Origin of the sequence: Veillonella parvula (genome assembly GCF_945949885.1) — a bacterium.
In the GTDB taxonomy this organism is placed as follows: Bacteria; Bacillota; Negativicutes; order Veillonellales; family Veillonellaceae; genus Veillonella; species Veillonella parvula_B.
This window is the reverse complement of record NZ_CAMFFZ010000035.1, coordinates 1-17,208: the sequence shown is the minus strand read 5'-3', so window position 1 is coordinate 17,208 and position 17,208 is coordinate 1. Positions and strand designations below refer to the sequence as shown.

At 37.3% G+C, this 17,208-nt stretch carries 13 protein-coding genes, 1 pseudogene and 1 riboswitch; of the genes and pseudogenes, 3 read left to right on the top strand and 11 right to left on the bottom strand.

What is annotated here, in order from left to right; all coding sequences use genetic code 11:
* The first annotated feature begins 444 nt into the window (after nt 1-444).
* Complete coding sequence (locus Q7O55_RS08805) at nt 445-1,176, top strand: SIMPL domain-containing protein (protein WP_303929814.1); 732 nt, start codon at nt 445-447, stop codon at nt 1,174-1,176.
* Here the strand turns inward: Q7O55_RS08805 and Q7O55_RS08800 are convergent.
* Nucleotides 1,157-1,903: a ubiquinone/menaquinone biosynthesis methyltransferase gene (locus Q7O55_RS08800; protein WP_303929812.1), complete on the bottom strand. Its 747-nt coding sequence runs from the start codon at nt 1,901-1,903 to the stop codon at nt 1,157-1,159. The genes Q7O55_RS08805 and Q7O55_RS08800 overlap by 20 nt on opposite strands.
* 347 nt (nt 1,904-2,250) lie before the next feature.
* Between Q7O55_RS08800 and sstT the strand changes: the two genes are divergently transcribed.
* Together sstT and Q7O55_RS08790 are read left to right on the top strand one after the other, a co-directional pair.
* The gene (gene sstT, locus Q7O55_RS08795) at nt 2,251-3,471 is read left to right on the top strand and encodes a serine/threonine transporter SstT (RefSeq protein WP_303929811.1); all 1,221 of its coding nucleotides are present in this window, start codon (nt 2,251-2,253) and stop codon (nt 3,469-3,471) included.
* 252 nt (nt 3,472-3,723) lie between these two features.
* Nucleotides 3,724-5,241 (top strand): NAD(P)/FAD-dependent oxidoreductase, encoded by a 1,518-nt coding sequence (locus Q7O55_RS08790; protein WP_303929810.1) that lies wholly within the window; start codon nt 3,724-3,726, stop codon nt 5,239-5,241.
* Between the two features lie 192 nt (nt 5,242-5,433).
* Here Q7O55_RS08790 and Q7O55_RS08785 read toward each other — a convergent pair whose 3' ends face one another.
* The 10 genes and pseudogenes from Q7O55_RS08785 to Q7O55_RS08740 form a co-directional block, all read right to left on the bottom strand.
* The gene (locus tag Q7O55_RS08785; protein ID WP_303929809.1) at nt 5,434-6,090 is read right to left on the bottom strand and encodes a PepSY domain-containing protein; all 657 of its coding nucleotides are present in this window, start codon (nt 6,088-6,090) and stop codon (nt 5,434-5,436) included.
* Between the two features lie 126 nt (nt 6,091-6,216).
* Nucleotides 6,217-7,338 (bottom strand): AI-2E family transporter, encoded by a 1,122-nt coding sequence (locus Q7O55_RS08780; RefSeq protein ID WP_303929808.1) that lies wholly within the window; start codon nt 7,336-7,338, stop codon nt 6,217-6,219.
* A gap of 226 nt (nt 7,339-7,564) precedes the next feature.
* Nucleotides 7,565-8,602: an OmpA family protein gene (locus Q7O55_RS08775; RefSeq protein WP_303929807.1), complete on the bottom strand. Its 1,038-nt coding sequence runs from the start codon at nt 8,600-8,602 to the stop codon at nt 7,565-7,567.
* A gap of 674 nt (nt 8,603-9,276) precedes the next feature.
* Nucleotides 9,277-10,686 (bottom strand): MATE family efflux transporter, encoded by a 1,410-nt coding sequence (locus Q7O55_RS08770; protein ID WP_303929806.1) that lies wholly within the window; start codon nt 10,684-10,686, stop codon nt 9,277-9,279.
* A gap of 253 nt (nt 10,687-10,939) precedes the next feature.
* Nucleotides 10,940-11,566: a cell division protein ZapB gene (locus Q7O55_RS08765; protein ID WP_303929805.1), complete on the bottom strand. Its 627-nt coding sequence runs from the start codon at nt 11,564-11,566 to the stop codon at nt 10,940-10,942.
* 128 nt (nt 11,567-11,694) lie between these two features.
* Nucleotides 11,695-12,126, bottom strand: coding sequence for a radical SAM protein (locus Q7O55_RS08760; RefSeq protein WP_303929803.1), 432 nt, complete (start codon nt 12,124-12,126; stop codon nt 11,695-11,697).
* A gap of 24 nt (nt 12,127-12,150) precedes the next feature.
* A pseudogene (locus Q7O55_RS08755) lies at nt 12,151-12,920 on the bottom strand (thiazole synthase).
* A 1-nt stretch (nt 12,921) separates the two neighbouring features.
* Nucleotides 12,922-13,119 (bottom strand): sulfur carrier protein ThiS, encoded by a 198-nt coding sequence (gene thiS / locus Q7O55_RS08750; RefSeq protein ID WP_303929802.1) that lies wholly within the window; start codon nt 13,117-13,119, stop codon nt 12,922-12,924.
* Nucleotides 13,120-13,142: 23 nt separating this feature from the next.
* The gene (gene thiC, locus Q7O55_RS08745; RefSeq protein ID WP_303929801.1) at nt 13,143-14,447 is read right to left on the bottom strand and encodes a phosphomethylpyrimidine synthase ThiC; all 1,305 of its coding nucleotides are present in this window, start codon (nt 14,445-14,447) and stop codon (nt 13,143-13,145) included.
* A gap of 77 nt (nt 14,448-14,524) precedes the next feature.
* A riboswitch (TPP riboswitch) is annotated at nt 14,525-14,632 on the bottom strand.
* A gap of 77 nt (nt 14,633-14,709) precedes the next feature.
* Entirely contained in the window at nt 14,710-16,863 is a 2,154-nt protein-coding gene (locus tag Q7O55_RS08740; protein WP_303929800.1) for an ATP-dependent Clp protease ATP-binding subunit, read from the bottom strand.
* Nucleotides 16,864-17,208 lie beyond the last annotated feature (345 nt).

Below are 17,208 nucleotides of genomic sequence, written 5' to 3'. Positions count from 1 at the left end.
TGTTCAATCATTTCGATTGATTACCTATCATTGTTCAGTTTTCAAAGATCTGTTATCAATTTGCACTACTTCATTGTTAAGTAGTGTCGTAATTGACGACTTGATTATAATAACACTATGACTACTTTCATGTCAACACATTTTATAATCTTTTTTTAAGTTCATTTTAAATTACTAAGTGTATTGCTACACTCATTAAGAAACAGTCGCTCAAACGACTGTATGCATATTATAGTACAATGAAAATATAAGCGCAACCCCCAATTCTCAGCTTTACAAATCTTCATCTTATTTTCATTTTGATGCATAAAGTCAGTGTTTGATTTTACACAACCAATCATGTAAAATATAGCTGTAACGTAACAAAGAACTTTTAACACAAATCAGTTCTAGAATATTTATATTCATGAATATAAATATTACATTAGTCTAAGGAGATTCAGTATGAAATTATCAAAACCTTTATTATTGAAAACTATAGCTATAACTACTATATGTACTTCTATGGCAACTGCTGTATTTGCTGCACCACAAGGTACATTTGACACTTCGGAAATTAATATTACCGGTCAAGCGTCTCGATCTGTAGCGCCTAACTATGCAATTTTAACCCTTGGCATCACAAGCCAAAATACCAACATCAATGCTGCAAAATCTAATAATGATCGTATTATGAGTGATTTAATTAGTCGATTAGCTAACTTAGGTGTAGCAAAAAAAGACATCTATACATCTAGCATTTCCATCAATCCAACGAGCGACTATCAAGACGACAAACGCATCAACACAGGTTACAATGTATCAAATCATGTAACAGTTAAGATCAATAATCTTGATAACGTAGGAAAAGTTGTCGATGCCGCTGTTAGTGCTGGTGCTAACGACATCAACAACCTTTCATTCCAAAATGATGTATCTCAACAATTATCTGATTCTTTAACTACAGAAGCGATTCAAAACGGTCGCCATAAAGCAGAAGTTATCGCAGAGGCCCTCGGGCGTACATTGGGACCAGTAAAAACTGTTTCCATTAGCACAACTGAAACCAGCACAATGGACTCTGGTTACTATCGTAACCCAGTGATGTTAAAAGCAGCTCTCGAAACTGCTACGCCTGTAGAAAAAGGATCTCTAATAGTTTCCCAAGACGCCAACATCACTTATTATCTACAATAGAATTTTCTGGTACCACACCTTCGTGTACAGCTACAATGCCGCCTGTCAATTCATGATAGGTGGCATTTTCATATCCAAGAGATTTCCAGATTTCTAAAATCTCACTTTGATGAGGATATCTACGTAAAGATTCTGGAAGCCACGCATAGGAAGAGTTATCTTTACTTAATTTTCCTATAACAGGCAATATATATGAGAAATAGAAGTTATATAACTGTTTAAACCCATACATACTAGGTTTTGCCAGTTCTAACACCACAACTTTCCCCCCTGGTTTTACCACGCGTTGCATTTCAGACAATACCTGCTTAATATCTGGCACATTTCGCATTGCAAAGCCACTCATCGCAGCATCAAATGTATTATCCGCATATGGTAAGGCCATGGCATCACCTTGTACTAAATTTACTTGATCAAGTAAACCGGCAGTTTCAATACGAACACGCCCTTGATTTAGCATTTCACTATTAAAATCTAATGCCTCTATCTTCAAAGTGGGCTCTTGACGTAATGCTTCCTTCGTAAATACACAAGTACCACATGCCACATCAAGTATATATTGGTAAGGACCGATATTCAGCGCTTTTACAGAGAATTTACGCCAAAAATAATCTTGTCCAAAGCTTAACACCGTATTCATTAAATCATAATTTTTTGCAATATTAGAAAAAACGCCTTGTACAAATTTTTCTTTATCTGCATACGTCTTAAATTCTTTAGTATTCATTATGGTCCTTTCAAAAATCAAGAACTATGTTCAAGAATTATATATGGCATAGTATACCACACTATAGAAACGCTAAAAAGAATCCTAATATATATACTCTATATAGTAACTATGTAATATATACATATCTACTAAAAAGCACTAGTATTTACTATTTTCCACTACATAATATAAAACCAAACAAACATATTTATTTTTTCCCTATATTCACGATAAATATATATGACTATCGATTATAATATCTATTGCCACCATTTCATGTTCGTTGTATAATGACATATGTCCATATTGAAAGGATACTTTATCATGGAATATTATTTGTTTTTATATAAGTATTGGAGTGTACTATGAATCGATTTGTAAAATCAATCAATAGAGTCAGTTTAATCCAACAAATTATCATAGGTTTGATTATTGGTATTTTAACTGCTCTTTATGTGCCCGATGTGGCCAATGAACTTGCTTTATTAGGAGTCCTCTTCGTTGGAGCGCTGAAGGGTATCGCCCCTATCCTCGTATTTTTTTTAGTAATTGTAGCGATTAGTAAACATCGCTCTGGACAAAAAACAGGTATGGGCTCTGTTATAACCTTATATTTACTAGGTACATTTCTATCTGCAGCTTTAGCAGTAATTGTAAGCTTCTTTTTCCCTACTACATTACACCTAGCAGCAGGTGCAGCCGATGCAGCACCACCTCAAGGTATCGTAGAGGTCATGACAACATTACTAAAAAATATAGTTGATAATCCAGTAAAAGCATTAATGACTGCTAACTATATCGGTATTTTAGGTTGGGCACTAATCATTGGTGGTGCTTTACGTCATGCACCAATGAATACGAAGGAAGTTATGGAGTCCATTGCACAAGCTATTACTACTGTAGTAGGTTGGATCATCCGCTTCGCTCCTCTTGGTATTATGGGCCTTGTAGCAGAATCCATTGCTACTAACGGCATCGAAGCCTTGATTGGTTACTTCCAATTGCTCGTATTATTACTTGGTTCTATGATTTTTGTAGCACTAGTGATTAACCCAATTTTATCCTTTATATACCTCCGCCGTAATCCATACCCATTGGTATTCAAATGCTTACGTGAATCTGCAATCTATGCGTTCTTCACACGTAGCTCTGCTGCAAACATTCCCGTAAACCTTGATTTGGCAAAACGTTTAAAACTCAATCCAGATATGTATTCCGTATCTATTCCATTAGGTGCCACAATCAATATGGGTGGTGCAGCAATCACAATTACAATCATGACATTAGCTGCAGCCCACACTTTGGGTATCGTTGTAGATATTCCTACTGCAATTCTCTTATCCATCATTGCCACTATTGGTGCATGTGGAGCTTCCGGTGTTGCAGGCGGTTCCTTACTACTCATTCCATTGGCTTGTTCTCTATTTGGTATCTCCAATGATGTAGCGATGCAAGTTGTAGGTGCAGGCTTTATTATCGGCGTATTACAAGACTCCACAGAAACTGCGCTTAACTCTAGCACAGATATCCTCTTCACGGCTACTGCTGATTATGCAAAACGCGGCTATCATCAAGATTGGAATTAAAACTTTCTTAGACGGTCCTATGAGACCGTCTTTTTTTTGTAAACTAATTTTATATTCTTTCACTAGGACTTTGTGAAAGTTATATATATCCTCGCCACCTAATTGTCTAAAAATGATACTATATATTTGGATTAACTAAATATAAACTTTCACCAATCACTAACAAACTATATTGATTTTCTTCAATATAGTGGTATAATATAATATAATTAATGATAATAACTATTAGTAGATATATAGAAAGGAATCAACATGAAACAATACGATATTATTGTAGTTGGTACAGGCGGCGCAACCATCGTAGCTGACGCTGCGCTCAAAAAAGGCCTTAAAGTGGCAATCATAGAAAAAGGTAAATTTGGTGGCACATGCCTAACTCGCGGTTGTATTCCTACAAAAGTTATGGTTACAGCGGCTAACGCAATTCAAGAAACAGAAGAATTCAAAAAAATCGGTGTTAATGTTGATTCTGCTACTATGGACTGGGACACAGTGGCCAAGCGTACTTGGCATAAAATTGACGAATCTGCAGGCATTTATGATTATTACAATGCCTATGACAACGTAGATGTATATCGTGGTGCAGCAAGTTTTGTATCCGATAAAGTGATGAACATCCATCTTAACGATGGTTCTGGCATTGAAGAAATTACAGCGCCTACAATTATCCTTGGTACTGGTGGCTATAGTAATGTACCGAATGTACCTGGTCTTCAAGAGGCAGGTTTCCTTACTAGTGAAAGCCTCTTTGGCGATAAATTCCCTAAACAACCATACAAATCTCTTGCCGTTCTTGGTGCCGGACCAATCGGTGTTGAGTTCGCTCACGTATTTGATTCTGCTAGTACAGAGGTAACAATTCTTCAACACAATGTACGTTTAGTACCTAAAGAAGATGCAGATATATCGGAACACTTACTTAACAACTACAGAGAACGTGGTATCAACGTACTTCTAAACCAAGACACTGTTGAAATCCGCCAAGAAGATGGCCTTAAAGTAGTAGTTACTAAAGATCGTACTACTGGCGAAATTACAGAAACTAAGGTTGAAGAAATCCTTGTAGCTGCAGGTATCCGTCCAGCTGTAGAAGAACTTCACCTAGAAAACACTGGTATTGAAACTTGGACTAAAGGCTGGATCAAAACTAACGAATTCTTAGAAACATCCGTTGATGGTATCTACGCTTTAGGTGATGTAAATGGTGAACCTGCCTTCCGTCATCGTGCAAACTACGAAGCAGATATTATTGCTCATAATCTCTTCTATGCAACAAGCGAAGAAGATTACCGTTGGGCACGTTATGATACATTGCCTAAAGTTACATTCTCATACCCTGAAATTGGTAGCGTAGGTCTTACTGAAGCAGAAGCTATTAAGACTGGTTACAATGTAGGTGTAGGTAAAAACTACTACTCCTCTACAGCTAAAGGCTATGCAATGGGTATTAACCCTGGAGATGTAAACGATGGCTTTGTAAAAATTGTGGTAGATAAAGACACCAACCATATCCTTGGTATGCATGTCGTAGGCCCTCAAGCCTCTATCCTCTTCCAGCCTTATGTGAACCTTATGAATAGTGGTGTAACTCCGTTGACAGCAATTAATGAAGAAATCGCTTCTGAACGCACTAAACGTTTACGTGAAAAAAGTATTACTCGTGAAATGGACCCTAGATCCGTTATCACTGTAGGCAAAACTATGAGTCCCCATCCATCCCTCGTCGAAGTTATCATGTGGACACAAGTGTACTACGAAAATCGTTGGTAATACAACTATAGTTATAAATAATAAAAGGACTAAACCTAGGGTGCAGTCCTTTTGTTGTAAACATATCTATTGTAAAAAAATAATATTCTAACACAAGAGCACTATCAACCGATATTTTATAGTATTGGAATCGCAAAAAAGAGCCAAAGGCATTGCCTTCGGCTCTTTTATTATTAATCATCAATAGATAGGTTAGCGACCCATATCTATATCAGAACCCCAAACGAGATTTGTTTTACGACCATCGAAGCCTTGATCTGGCTCAGGTGGTAATTTATAGGATTTAGATTGTTCTACATAAGCACCTGTCTCAGCATCTACTGTAACAACTACTTTTTTACCATCCTGATGCATAGTCACATAGTATAAAACCTTACCATTATGAGCTTCAATCTTCCAGCCCTTCATAACAGCATCAGTTCCAAGTTGTTGTTTTGCAACACGTTCTGCTTGAGTTGATTCAATAACTTTATCTTTATTGAAAATCTCCCCAATAACTTTCTTAGGTTTGCCCCCCTCTTCCATATCAGAAGCATTACCAGTGATTACGTCAATTTTCATCTTGTACTGATGATACTTACTATAACCAACTACTTTATAACCATAGTTCAAGTCATTAGAGTTGAGCTCTACAGAATGAAGCGCCGCATTTGGATAGCGATTTTGGAAAATAGTACCAATTTGGCTCATAGTCATAACCATGGACTCGCCAGGTGCACGTTTTACAGAGATATCCGTACTTGTTTCAGGCTTTGTTTTGCGTGCATCTGCCACACTTGGTGCAGCAACGGATAACATACCTACCGCTAATACACCCGTCAATGCCATAGAAATTAACTTTTTATTCATTATAATCCTCCTACTAGATACTATGCTTCTATTAATCAAACTATTAGTACGCTAGAATTTCTATAAGTTCATACTATATTCAACAGCACTAAAATATGTAAATAATCATATCATTTAGACAATATACTATAAACCTTCATTAGATGCAAGTCGCCCATCTACATCAGTCATAATCAATTTATAGCATGTAGCCACTAAAGGCACACCGATCAACATACCAGTAACCCCCATCAAACTACCACCTACGATAACGGCAGCAAATACCCACAAACCTGGTAATCCAACAGAATTACCTACAATTTTCGGATAAATAAAGTTACTTTCAATTTGATGAAGTACCTCTAAAATAATTACATAGATGAGAGCATCCATAGGGCTAACAGTAAGTAGCATAACGGCTCCAATGATACCACCAACATAAATACCTAATAGTGGAATCAAACCAGTTAGGCCAATTACACAAGCAATCGTTGTAGCATATTCAATATTAAATAGCCATAAAGTAATACCTACCATCACGCCTAGAACCAAAGCATCTATAAACTGACCTACAAAAAAATTACTAAATGTTTGAACTGCTACGCGAGTTACATAACTAACTCGATTTACCCACTCATCTGATGCATAAGCCTTTAATATACGTTTACCTTGTAACATAAGGCGTTCCTTATCAAGCAACATATAAACAGCAAAAATTAAGCCAAGACCAATGTTCAAAGTCCACGACAATACGGTGCCCATTGCATTTACAATATATGTGCCACCTTTTGTCCCCCATTCACGAGTATATTTAGCAAGATTCTCTCCACTTAGGGCATCTATAATCGTTTGATTCGACGCCATTGGAATTGTTTCTGTAATATGTTGCATCCATGTCTGGAAGTCCGTATACAATTGCGGTGATGCAGCTACAATAATCGACATAGAATGAATCAATTGAGGTAAAGCCATCCGAGCAATAAAATACACAATAACGCTAATTGTTACAAAGGATAGCAAAAGACTCAGTGGGCGACGTATTTTATACTTCCATCCAGAGTCACACTTAGGCCATAGCCATCGCTCATAACGAACGACTAGAATATCCAATACGAAAGCAATACAAGCACCCACAATGAGCGGAACAAAGGCCGTAAAGATAGCGTCAAGACCACTAGCAATATCACTTATACGTAGTGCCATCATAATCATAATGCCCGCTAGTATAATAGCCCCTATGAGCTGTTTGTAATATTTAAATTCTTTCATAATAACCTACTTTACATAACACTATTCATAAGCTACACCTATATAACTATACGATTCTCACATCGCATACATTACCAAAGCATAATGAACATTGTATGACCTAGTATTGTATGCAAGCTTAGTATAACACAAAAGTCCACCTTGTCGCATGCTCGAATTCCCGATGAACAAGAGAGCATGATTGAAGGTGGACTTATTGTAGGACTAATCTAGATAAGTCTAGAAATTAGCGATGAATATAAACGTCTACACGACGGTTTTCAGCTTTACCTGCTGCTGTAGAGTTAGTTGCAACTGGTTTAACATCACCATTAGCAATACCGATAAGACGATCGGCAGATACACCGTGGTTAACTAAATATTGAGCCACATGTTGTACGCGGCGTTCAGACAAAGCAATGTTGTATTGAGGGTTTGCATCAGTATCAGCGTTACCCATCAATTTAACTTGGTCTTGAGAATATTGGTTAGCAGCATTTACAGCAGCCGTTAAGTTTGGATATTGGTCTGCACGAGCAACATCTTGATCAGAGTCAAAGTAGATAGATTGTACATAGTAGTCCAATTTAGGAGTTTTATATGCAGGCGCTTCTACAGTAGGAGCTGGAGCCGGAGTGTATACAGGAGCTGGTGCTGGAGTGTATACAGGAGCTACGGATTTGTGACCACCGAAACGGTAAGATAATCCTACTACAGGACCTTGGAAGGAAATATTGGAGGCATCATCACGTTTAGTGTTGATATAACGATACCCTGCATTAATATCCCAGTCTTGATTAACTTTATAGCCTAAACCTGCTTCCCAAGTGGTAGTTCTCTTAGTCCCTACACCCACTTTACCATAAACGTCTACTTTGGAGCCAAGATTAGCTTTACCAATTACACCTAATTGAGCAATATTATTTGCTTTAGGGAATGTATCACCAGAAATATGAGCATAACCGCCATATACTGCGAAATTTTTATTCAAAGATTGAACCAAGTTAACTTCTTGCATTCTGTCACTATAGCTAGTGCCGAACATTTTATCATTCAAACCATGGTATTGGTATTGTAACGCGGTTTTATCTGTGAAAGCGTATGTTACACCACCATCAAAGTTCCATTTTGCATCAGAAGTCCAAGCTTTAGTTTTTGCTTTAGAATCAGACGCACCAAGATCAACTTGAAACTCACCTTTATTGAATTGAGTTTGAGGAGTTGCACCTGCTACGGACACGCCTACAGCAGCAACTGCCAATAAAGCTAATAATTTTTTATTCATTATAATTCCCTCCAAAAACAGCCCTTATAATACTTAGGCTTTGGTAATAATATGCTTATATTTTACACAATTTTTCAATATAATTCAATATCCTTCATGAATATCAGATGAATTTTTAGTTATATCTATCTATTAATGTTATAAATATAAATATTTAAATCCTCTTAATTACCTAATCACTGCGATTTTCTGCACATATTACAGTCCCGTAATTATAATACTATTTATCTTTTTTAAGATTCTCTAACAATAATAAGATCACTGGTCCTGTAAGTTCATCAAAATCATTATTATATACACTAATAGATCTAACTATAATTGAACAAATAAAAGCCCCCTTATACACTAAGGAGGCTTTTATCATTTCATATGTATATCCCTTACATATATACGTGAAATCAGAAGTTTCTGGTCAGATAACACATTCCCCAATGTGTCATTTTTTTCACATTAAGTATTGTACATCAAAAATTTTTAATAGACAAGAGTTTATTCATTATTTTTTCATGAATTCTCCTAAAAATTCAATGTCAAAAAGAATAATCAACAAAATATATAATTATTATCTACCGTTTAAAATTATATCGAGTATTAGTATTTTAAATTTTAACATTTACATGAAGCCTATTTTTAATATAAAGCGAAAGTTAAATTAAAACTATATTTACATCTCATTAAACAACCTTATGTTGCCACGCTCCTCGAATAAATCTAAAATAAGAACAAAATAATCTTAGAGACTGATCAAAGCACAAAGATAACCATGCCCCAAAAAGTCCTAAACCTAATGTAATGCACAATAGATACGTAATAATAGGACGAATGATTGCTACGCTTACAAGAGAATATTTCATGATATAATATGTATCTCCTGCCCCTTTCAACACACCAGAATACACTTGCTGTAATGCTTGAGGAAATGCAGCGATTGCCATAATGCCCATCAAAGTAGCAGAAAGGGTAACAACATCACTTTCACGAGTATATAACTGTACTAAAAAATCACCAGGGCCAATAAAGATTAATGCACTCACAAGACCCACGACTAAACCAATACGAGCACCAATTTTACCATAAGTACGTGCAATATCCGGCCGTTTATGCCCAAGATTTTGACCCGTATGTGACGCTCCTGCAAAGCCAAGTCCCATCGCAAAATAATAAAATATATCCATTAGATTCATACATACGTAATGCGCGGCCAAAGGTACTGCACCTAAGGAGGCCACAATCATAGTGTATGTATACATACCAAACCGTTCAAAGAACTGTTCCCCTAAAGAACTGCCACCTACATGAAACATCGTATGAAGTACAGGTCTTTCAAAGGTCCACTTCGACGGATGGCGTAATGTTAATCCAGTAGCAGTATGTTGTGAAATCGTACGCAACAACAATAATGCAATAATCGCACTACTGATCATAGTGGACACACCTGCACCCATAACACCAAGTTTAGGGAAGAAACCGATACCATAAATCAAGAAGAAATTCATTATTGTATTCAAAATATTCCCTACTACATTAGATTTAAAAATAACCTTGGTGTTACCATATCCAATGAGTGCAGCCCCTACGATTTGACTAAAAGACTGAAAGATTAAACTAATAACTATAAAACGACCATACCAAACAGCTGTTTCAATATAGCTCTCTTCAGCACCTGTAAAACGTAGAATATGCTCTAAATTTAAGAAACATATCAATAATAACGGTACATAAATCAAAAAATTCAATAAAATAGACTGCTTGAGTACGGCATTCATACCATCTACATCATCTTCACCATGACGACGAGCTATGATTGCCGTCACAGCAATGGATAAGGCACGACAGAAGATGAGCATTACCATCTCAGGTTGTCCCATAATGCCTACCGAAGCAAGAGCTGACGCACCTAAGGCACCAACCATCGCCAAATCGATGGCCGTCATAAATTGTAACATCAAGCCTTGTAATGTAGCTGGCCAAGCTATTTTTAAATAATTACCATATAGCTGCTTTGTAGTTCCTACAGGTCCTAATCGTTCTGCAACAGGTAACATGGTATCTATTGAAAGCCATCGTTGTATACGGTCTAACATCCTATCTCCTATTCATGTAAGATCATATAGTAAAGGCATTACTTCACTTCTTATATCTATTATATTATATCATATAATATATGAGAAGTCATTCATATATTATGCATTTTAAATAAGAATATATATCAAAATAGCAAAAGAACCTCTTATACAAAATGTATGTACTCTATCAGGTATAACAGTGTATAAGAGGTTCTTTAGGTTTACAGGAAAATGATTATCTTAAACCATTATCAAAACTAGCTCTCAACTTTTAACCTTTAGATGCTAATAGTTGATTTAGTACTGCAAGCAAGTCATCTAAGCCTTGTTTAGTCTCAGCCAATTCTTGACGTTGACGTTCATTTTCAGCTTCTAATGTATTTAGACGTGCTGCTTGATTAGCAATAACAGTTTTTTGATTACTATTCTCTTTTTTGAGGATAGATACTTCGTCTTGCATTACATAAACAGAGCTAATTGGACCTGCTTTATAACGTTCTGGAATAGCATCTTTTCTTTCACGACTACCACCATTATTTAAGCCGTCTACAGTAAGGGATACTGGGCTAGCTACTGCATCTGCTGGAGTAATAGTCATACCATCATCATTAATTACAGTAGAGTTACCAGCTACATCTTTCACAGTTGTACCTGCAGGAGTAATCTTAGTGGATACACCGTTTTCATCACCTACGATAACACTATTTAGACCTTTCAAGTCTTTAGCCAAGCCATATATGAAAGTAGTTCTATCTTGGTTAACTACAAGATTATCACCAGCTTGGAATTTTACAGTATCCCCACCTTGTACTTTTTCAACGGTACCGCCAGCAGTCGTTACATTCCATGCAGATATATCTTTAACTTGTTGTTTACCAGCATCTATTAAGTTGCTCAAATCTTGATTTGCTGCATTATCGATTTTTGCTTTAGTTTGATCATCAATCTTAACAGTTACATCTTCGCCGTTAGCTTCAGTAACAATACCATTTTAACCTTTAATATTAAATTTTACATCACCTGTACTTAAGGATTTTTCATCGGTAGAGCCTTTATATACGACGGTGGACTGCAAGATATAGACTCGCCAGTTAACACCAAGACTTGCTCTAATCCCGTTTCAACGATTGCTTTTGCTTCAAGCTCAATATCGCTTAAGCTTAGTTTTTCACGGGCAATCCCACTATGATGACTATATCCACAATACACGCAACCATTGTCGCAATAGTTTGAAATGTACATAGGCGTGAATAGTTGTATAGTATAACCAAATTGCTGTACCGTCCGTTCATGAGCCAGCTGGGCCATATCTTCTAAATATGGTAGGGCTTGAGGTGATAATAGAATAAGTGCATCATCAATATCAAGTACTGCTTTAGAGAGCGTTGAAAGTATTTCATCGTCAGTTACAACATCTAATGTTTTAGCTATATCTTCGTCAGAAATTCTTGAAAGCACATCTAAAAATGACATATTCTCACCTTACTTTCGCAAGAAACCAGTTAATGGTGAAGATGCACTGCCTACAAACTTCTTAGGTGCACATTTTGCTAAATATGCTTTCCGTCCAGCCTCTACGGCATGATAAAAAGCCTCTGCCATACCTACTGGATCTGAGCTCGTAGCAATAGCCGTGTTAACAAGAACAGCGCTAGCCCCATTTCCATAGCTATTGTTGCATCGGAAGGTCTGCCTATTCCCGCATCAACAATAATTGGCACACCAATAGAGTTGATTAAAATCTCTATCAATCCTTTTGCTTCAAGTCCGCGATTACTACCGATAGGCGAAGCGAGGGGCATAACACAGCTAGCACCAGCATCTACAAGTCGCTTCGCGTCCATCAAATTAGGACTCATATAAGGAAAGACGATAAACCCTTCCTTTGCCAACACTTCGGTAGCCCTAATAGTCTCTAGATTATCAGGCATCAAATACATCTGATCTTGAATGACTTCAATCTTAATCAAATTACCACAGCCTAATTCTCTTGCCATGCGTGCAATACGTATAGCTTCGTCTGCTGTTCTAGCGCCCGATGTATTCGGTAATAAATGCATCCTATCAGGGATATAATTTAATATATCCTCTTCACTTTGTGTTATACCTGCTCGTCTAAGAGCAACCGTCACAATGTCTGACTGTGACGCTACCAGTGCATCACGCATCAAATTATAGGATGCATACTTCCCTATTCCTACTAATAAGCGACTAGAAAATGTTGTATTACCTACAGTAAATGAATCCAACATATCAACCACCTCCTACAAAGCTAACGATTTCTAATCTATCAGCAGCCGTTAATTTAATGGTTGTATATGTTCCCTTACTAAGAATCTCGCCATTAAGCTCAACTACAAAGTGTTTACCAGAATACCCTAATTCATTAAGAACCAAATGAAGTTGCTCATTTGAAACCTGTTTTGGCTCTCCATTAACAATCAAATCCATAATAACCTCCCATATGAAAAAGCTTATAAAATATCAATATATTCTTCTTGTAAAGCTTTATTCATACTGCGTACAGCACAGAATTTACCGCACATCGAACAGGTTTCACTATGATCTTCCTCCGGTGCTCTACTTTCACGAATAGAACGAGCCCGTTCCGGATCAACGGCACAAGCATATTGTGCCTCCCAATCGAGAACTTGCCGTGCCTTAGCCATAGTGTCGTCTATATCTCTTGCATTAGGAATACCACGAGCAATATCTGCAGCATGCGCCGCTATTTTGAAAGCCATAATTCCATCTTTTACATCATCTGCATCTGGTAAGGCTAAATGTTCCGATGGTGTAACGTAGCACAAGAATGACGCCCCATACATACCTGCTACAGCACCACCAATGGCAGCTGTAATATGGTCGTAACCAGGAGCAATATCTGTGACGAGCGGCCCCAATACATAGAATGGCGCTCCATCACATAAGGATTCTTGAACTTCCATATTCATTTGTACTTGATGTAAAGGTACATGCCCAGGTCCTTCAATCATGGCTTGTACACCATATTGTTTCGCTCGTTTTGCCAATTCACCAAGCCTTACAAGCTCTTCAATTTGGCACACATCAGTTGCATCCGCCAAGCAACCTGGTCGACAAGCATCACCTAAAGACAAAGTAACATCATATTCTTTGCAAATCTTTAAGATTTCATCAAAGTATTCATAGAATGGATTTTCATGGCCTGTCATGCTCATCCATGCAAATACCAAACTCCCTCCGCGACTAACAATATTAAGCATTCGTTTATGATTCTTGATTTGATCTATTGTTTTCCTCGTAATCCCACTGTGGATAGTAATAAAATCTACACCATCTTGAGCGTGTAATCGGATAGTGTCCAAGAAGTCTTGAGCCGTTAATTCACCCAAATCTTTTTGATGATGAATAACACTATCATAGATAGGCACTGTACCAATCATTACTGGCGATGTCTCGATTAATTTACGTCTAAAAATACGAGTGTCACCATGAGTGGAAAGGTCCATGATTGACTCTGCTCCAAGTCGAATAGCTCGATTAACCTTTTCAATTTCACTATCATAATCAGTAACGTCTTTCGATGTACCTAAATTAACATTGACTTTTGTTCTTAAACGCTTACCAATCCCCTCAGGCGAAATGCTAGTATGTTGCTTGTTACAAGGGATAACAACCTTTCCTACTGCCACTAGGGAACGTAACACCTCTTCATCCATACGTTCTTTTTCCGCGACTACTTTCATTTCCTTCGTAACTATGCCAGCCACAGCCGATTCCAATTGTGTCATAAACATTTTACATCCTCCTATATAAAAGACATATATAGTTAGGTATGCAAAAACGGGTATCGAACAAAATGATCGATACCCGTATTAAGTATTAGCGTGCTTCCTACGCGGGCATGATCCCGATCAGGTATAAAGGTCAGGTGCTCGCAGCCCTTTCTCAGCCTATATAATAGGCTCCCTTGCATACTCACTATATAATTATGCTATTAATATTACTACTTTATTCAGATTTGTCAAATGATTATTCTGACACTTTTACGTCTATTCTTTATTTCTCAGCCTTATCTTGGTCTTTGCTATTATCGGAATCTGCTTTTTCAGAGATTACAATATGCCCATCCTTAACATCAGCAAGCAAGTGTTTAGCGTCGATATGATCCAAGTAGAAGTCAGTTACATTATCGCGGATTTCAGATTCTATAACACGACGTAATGGACGAGCGCCCATAGTTTTGTCATACCCTTGTTCCATCAACAATTCTTTAGCTGCATCTGTTACATCAAGAGTGATATCTTTTTTAGCTAAAGTTTTATTCACTTGATCAAGCATCAAATCTACAATTTTTTTCAAATCTTCTTTGCTCAATTGATTGAACTCAATAACTGCGTTAAAACGGTTCAAGAACTCAGGACGGAAGAATGGAGCGATGCGTTCCATTACATCTACTTTATTTTCATCATCATTGTCACTACCATAACCGAAACCTGCATTGGATGTAGCGATGATAACAGTATTTTTAAAGTTTACTGTGTTACCTTGACCATCTGTTAAGCGACCATCGTCCAATACTTGTAAAAGTAATGTAATAACTTGAGGGTCTGCTTTTTCGATTTCGTCGAATAATACGATGGAATAAGGATTACGACGTACACGTTCAGTCAATGTGTTAGAATTATCTTCGTAACCAACATAACCAGCTGTAGCACCAATTAATTTAGATACGGCTGTGCGATCACTGTATTCGGACATATCCAAACGAATGATTGCATCTTTGTTACCGAACATATCTAGAGCTAATTGTTTAGCTAATTCTGTCTTACCAACACCTGTAGGACCTACGAATAAGAAGCTACCGATTGGACGGTTGCCTTCATCAAAGCCTGCGCGGTTACGACGAATTGCTTTAGATACAGCTTCTACGGCTTTATCTTGACCAATTACATGAGCTTCTAAACGAGATTTCATGTCTTTCAAGCGCTCGATATCGGATGCACCCATTTGAGATACAGGAATACCAGTCATTCTTTCAACGGCTTCGGCTACGTCGTTTACTTGAGCTACCACCTTTTGATTTTCTGTATGGTTATCAAGCTCTGCTTGTAACTTTTGAATACGCATTTTTTCATTAATCGCAGATTCATAGTCTTCTTTTTGAGCATATTCCTCTTGTTTTGCTTTAGCATCAGCAATATCGGCTTCCAAAGTTTTAATATCTGTTACAGGATGTTGAGACGCCAAATGAGCTGCTGTTACATCAATTAAATCAATAGCTTTATCTGGCAAGCTACGTTGTGGAATATACTGTACGGAATAATCTACAGCTGCTTTCAAAACGGCATCTGGCAATTCAATGTTATGATGCGCTTCGTATAATGGACGAATGCCTTGTAGGATTTTGAAAGTATCCTCTGGAGATGGCGCGTTTACCTTTACTTCATTGAAACGACGAGCGAGCGCTGCATTTTTCATGATTGTATTACGGTATTCATCTTGTGTTGTAGCACCAATAACAGTCATTTCACCACGAGACAAAGCAGGTTTTAAGATATCTGCCAAGCCTTTGGACCCTTGACCATCACCTGTGGACCCAGCACCCAAAATTTGGTGAATTTCATCGAAGAACAAAATAATATTGCCAGCGGCTTTTACCTCTTTAATAAGGTTTTGAATGTTTTCTTCGAAAGAACCACGGTATTGAGTACCAGCTTCTAATCCGGAAATATCGATGGAAATGATTTCTTTATTTTTAATAGCTGCTGGAACGTCACCATTTACAATAGCTTGTGCCAAACCTTCTACTACTGCAGTTTTACCAACACCAGCATCACCTACAAGTACAGGATTATTTTTAGTACGACGTGCTAAGATTTCTGCTGTTTCTTGGATTTCTTTGTTACGACCAATTACAGGATCGAGTTTACCATCACGAGCTTGTTGAGTTAAGTTTGTCCCCAAACGAGCAAGGATGCCATCTTGTTTAATTTTACCTTGTTGCGCAGCTTGAGCAGCTTGCATTTCCTCATTAGATGGTAATCGACCAGTTTGACGATAAAACGCAAATTCTTCTGGAGTTACTTCGCGACCATTAATCTTATAACTACGTCGTTCTGTGGAATACCCCCCCATATTACCCATCAATTGATTAAACAAATCATTCATGCTAGAAAATTCATTACCAAAGTTGTTAAAGTTGTTGTTCATATATTTTACCCCCTCATACATCATAGAGTTTAACTATTTGACTAATACTATTTTTACTGGGTTTATTTACCCTATGACATTATAATAGCCCCTAAAAGTCAAAAAGTCAATATCCCAAAGTATAATTTTTGACTTTTATTTTGACTAATTTGAATTATGAGGAAAAAATGTAGATAAATACTGGATTTATAGGATGCAATTAAAATTGAACTTTTGAGTGATTTATTATAAATCAGAACCACCCGTAAACGGGTGGTTTGCTCACGGGCTATAAGCCCGTAGTATTAGGTCAGCGTCTAAAGGCGCTGGCTTTCACTACGTTCAAGCCGCATAGCCATTGACTCG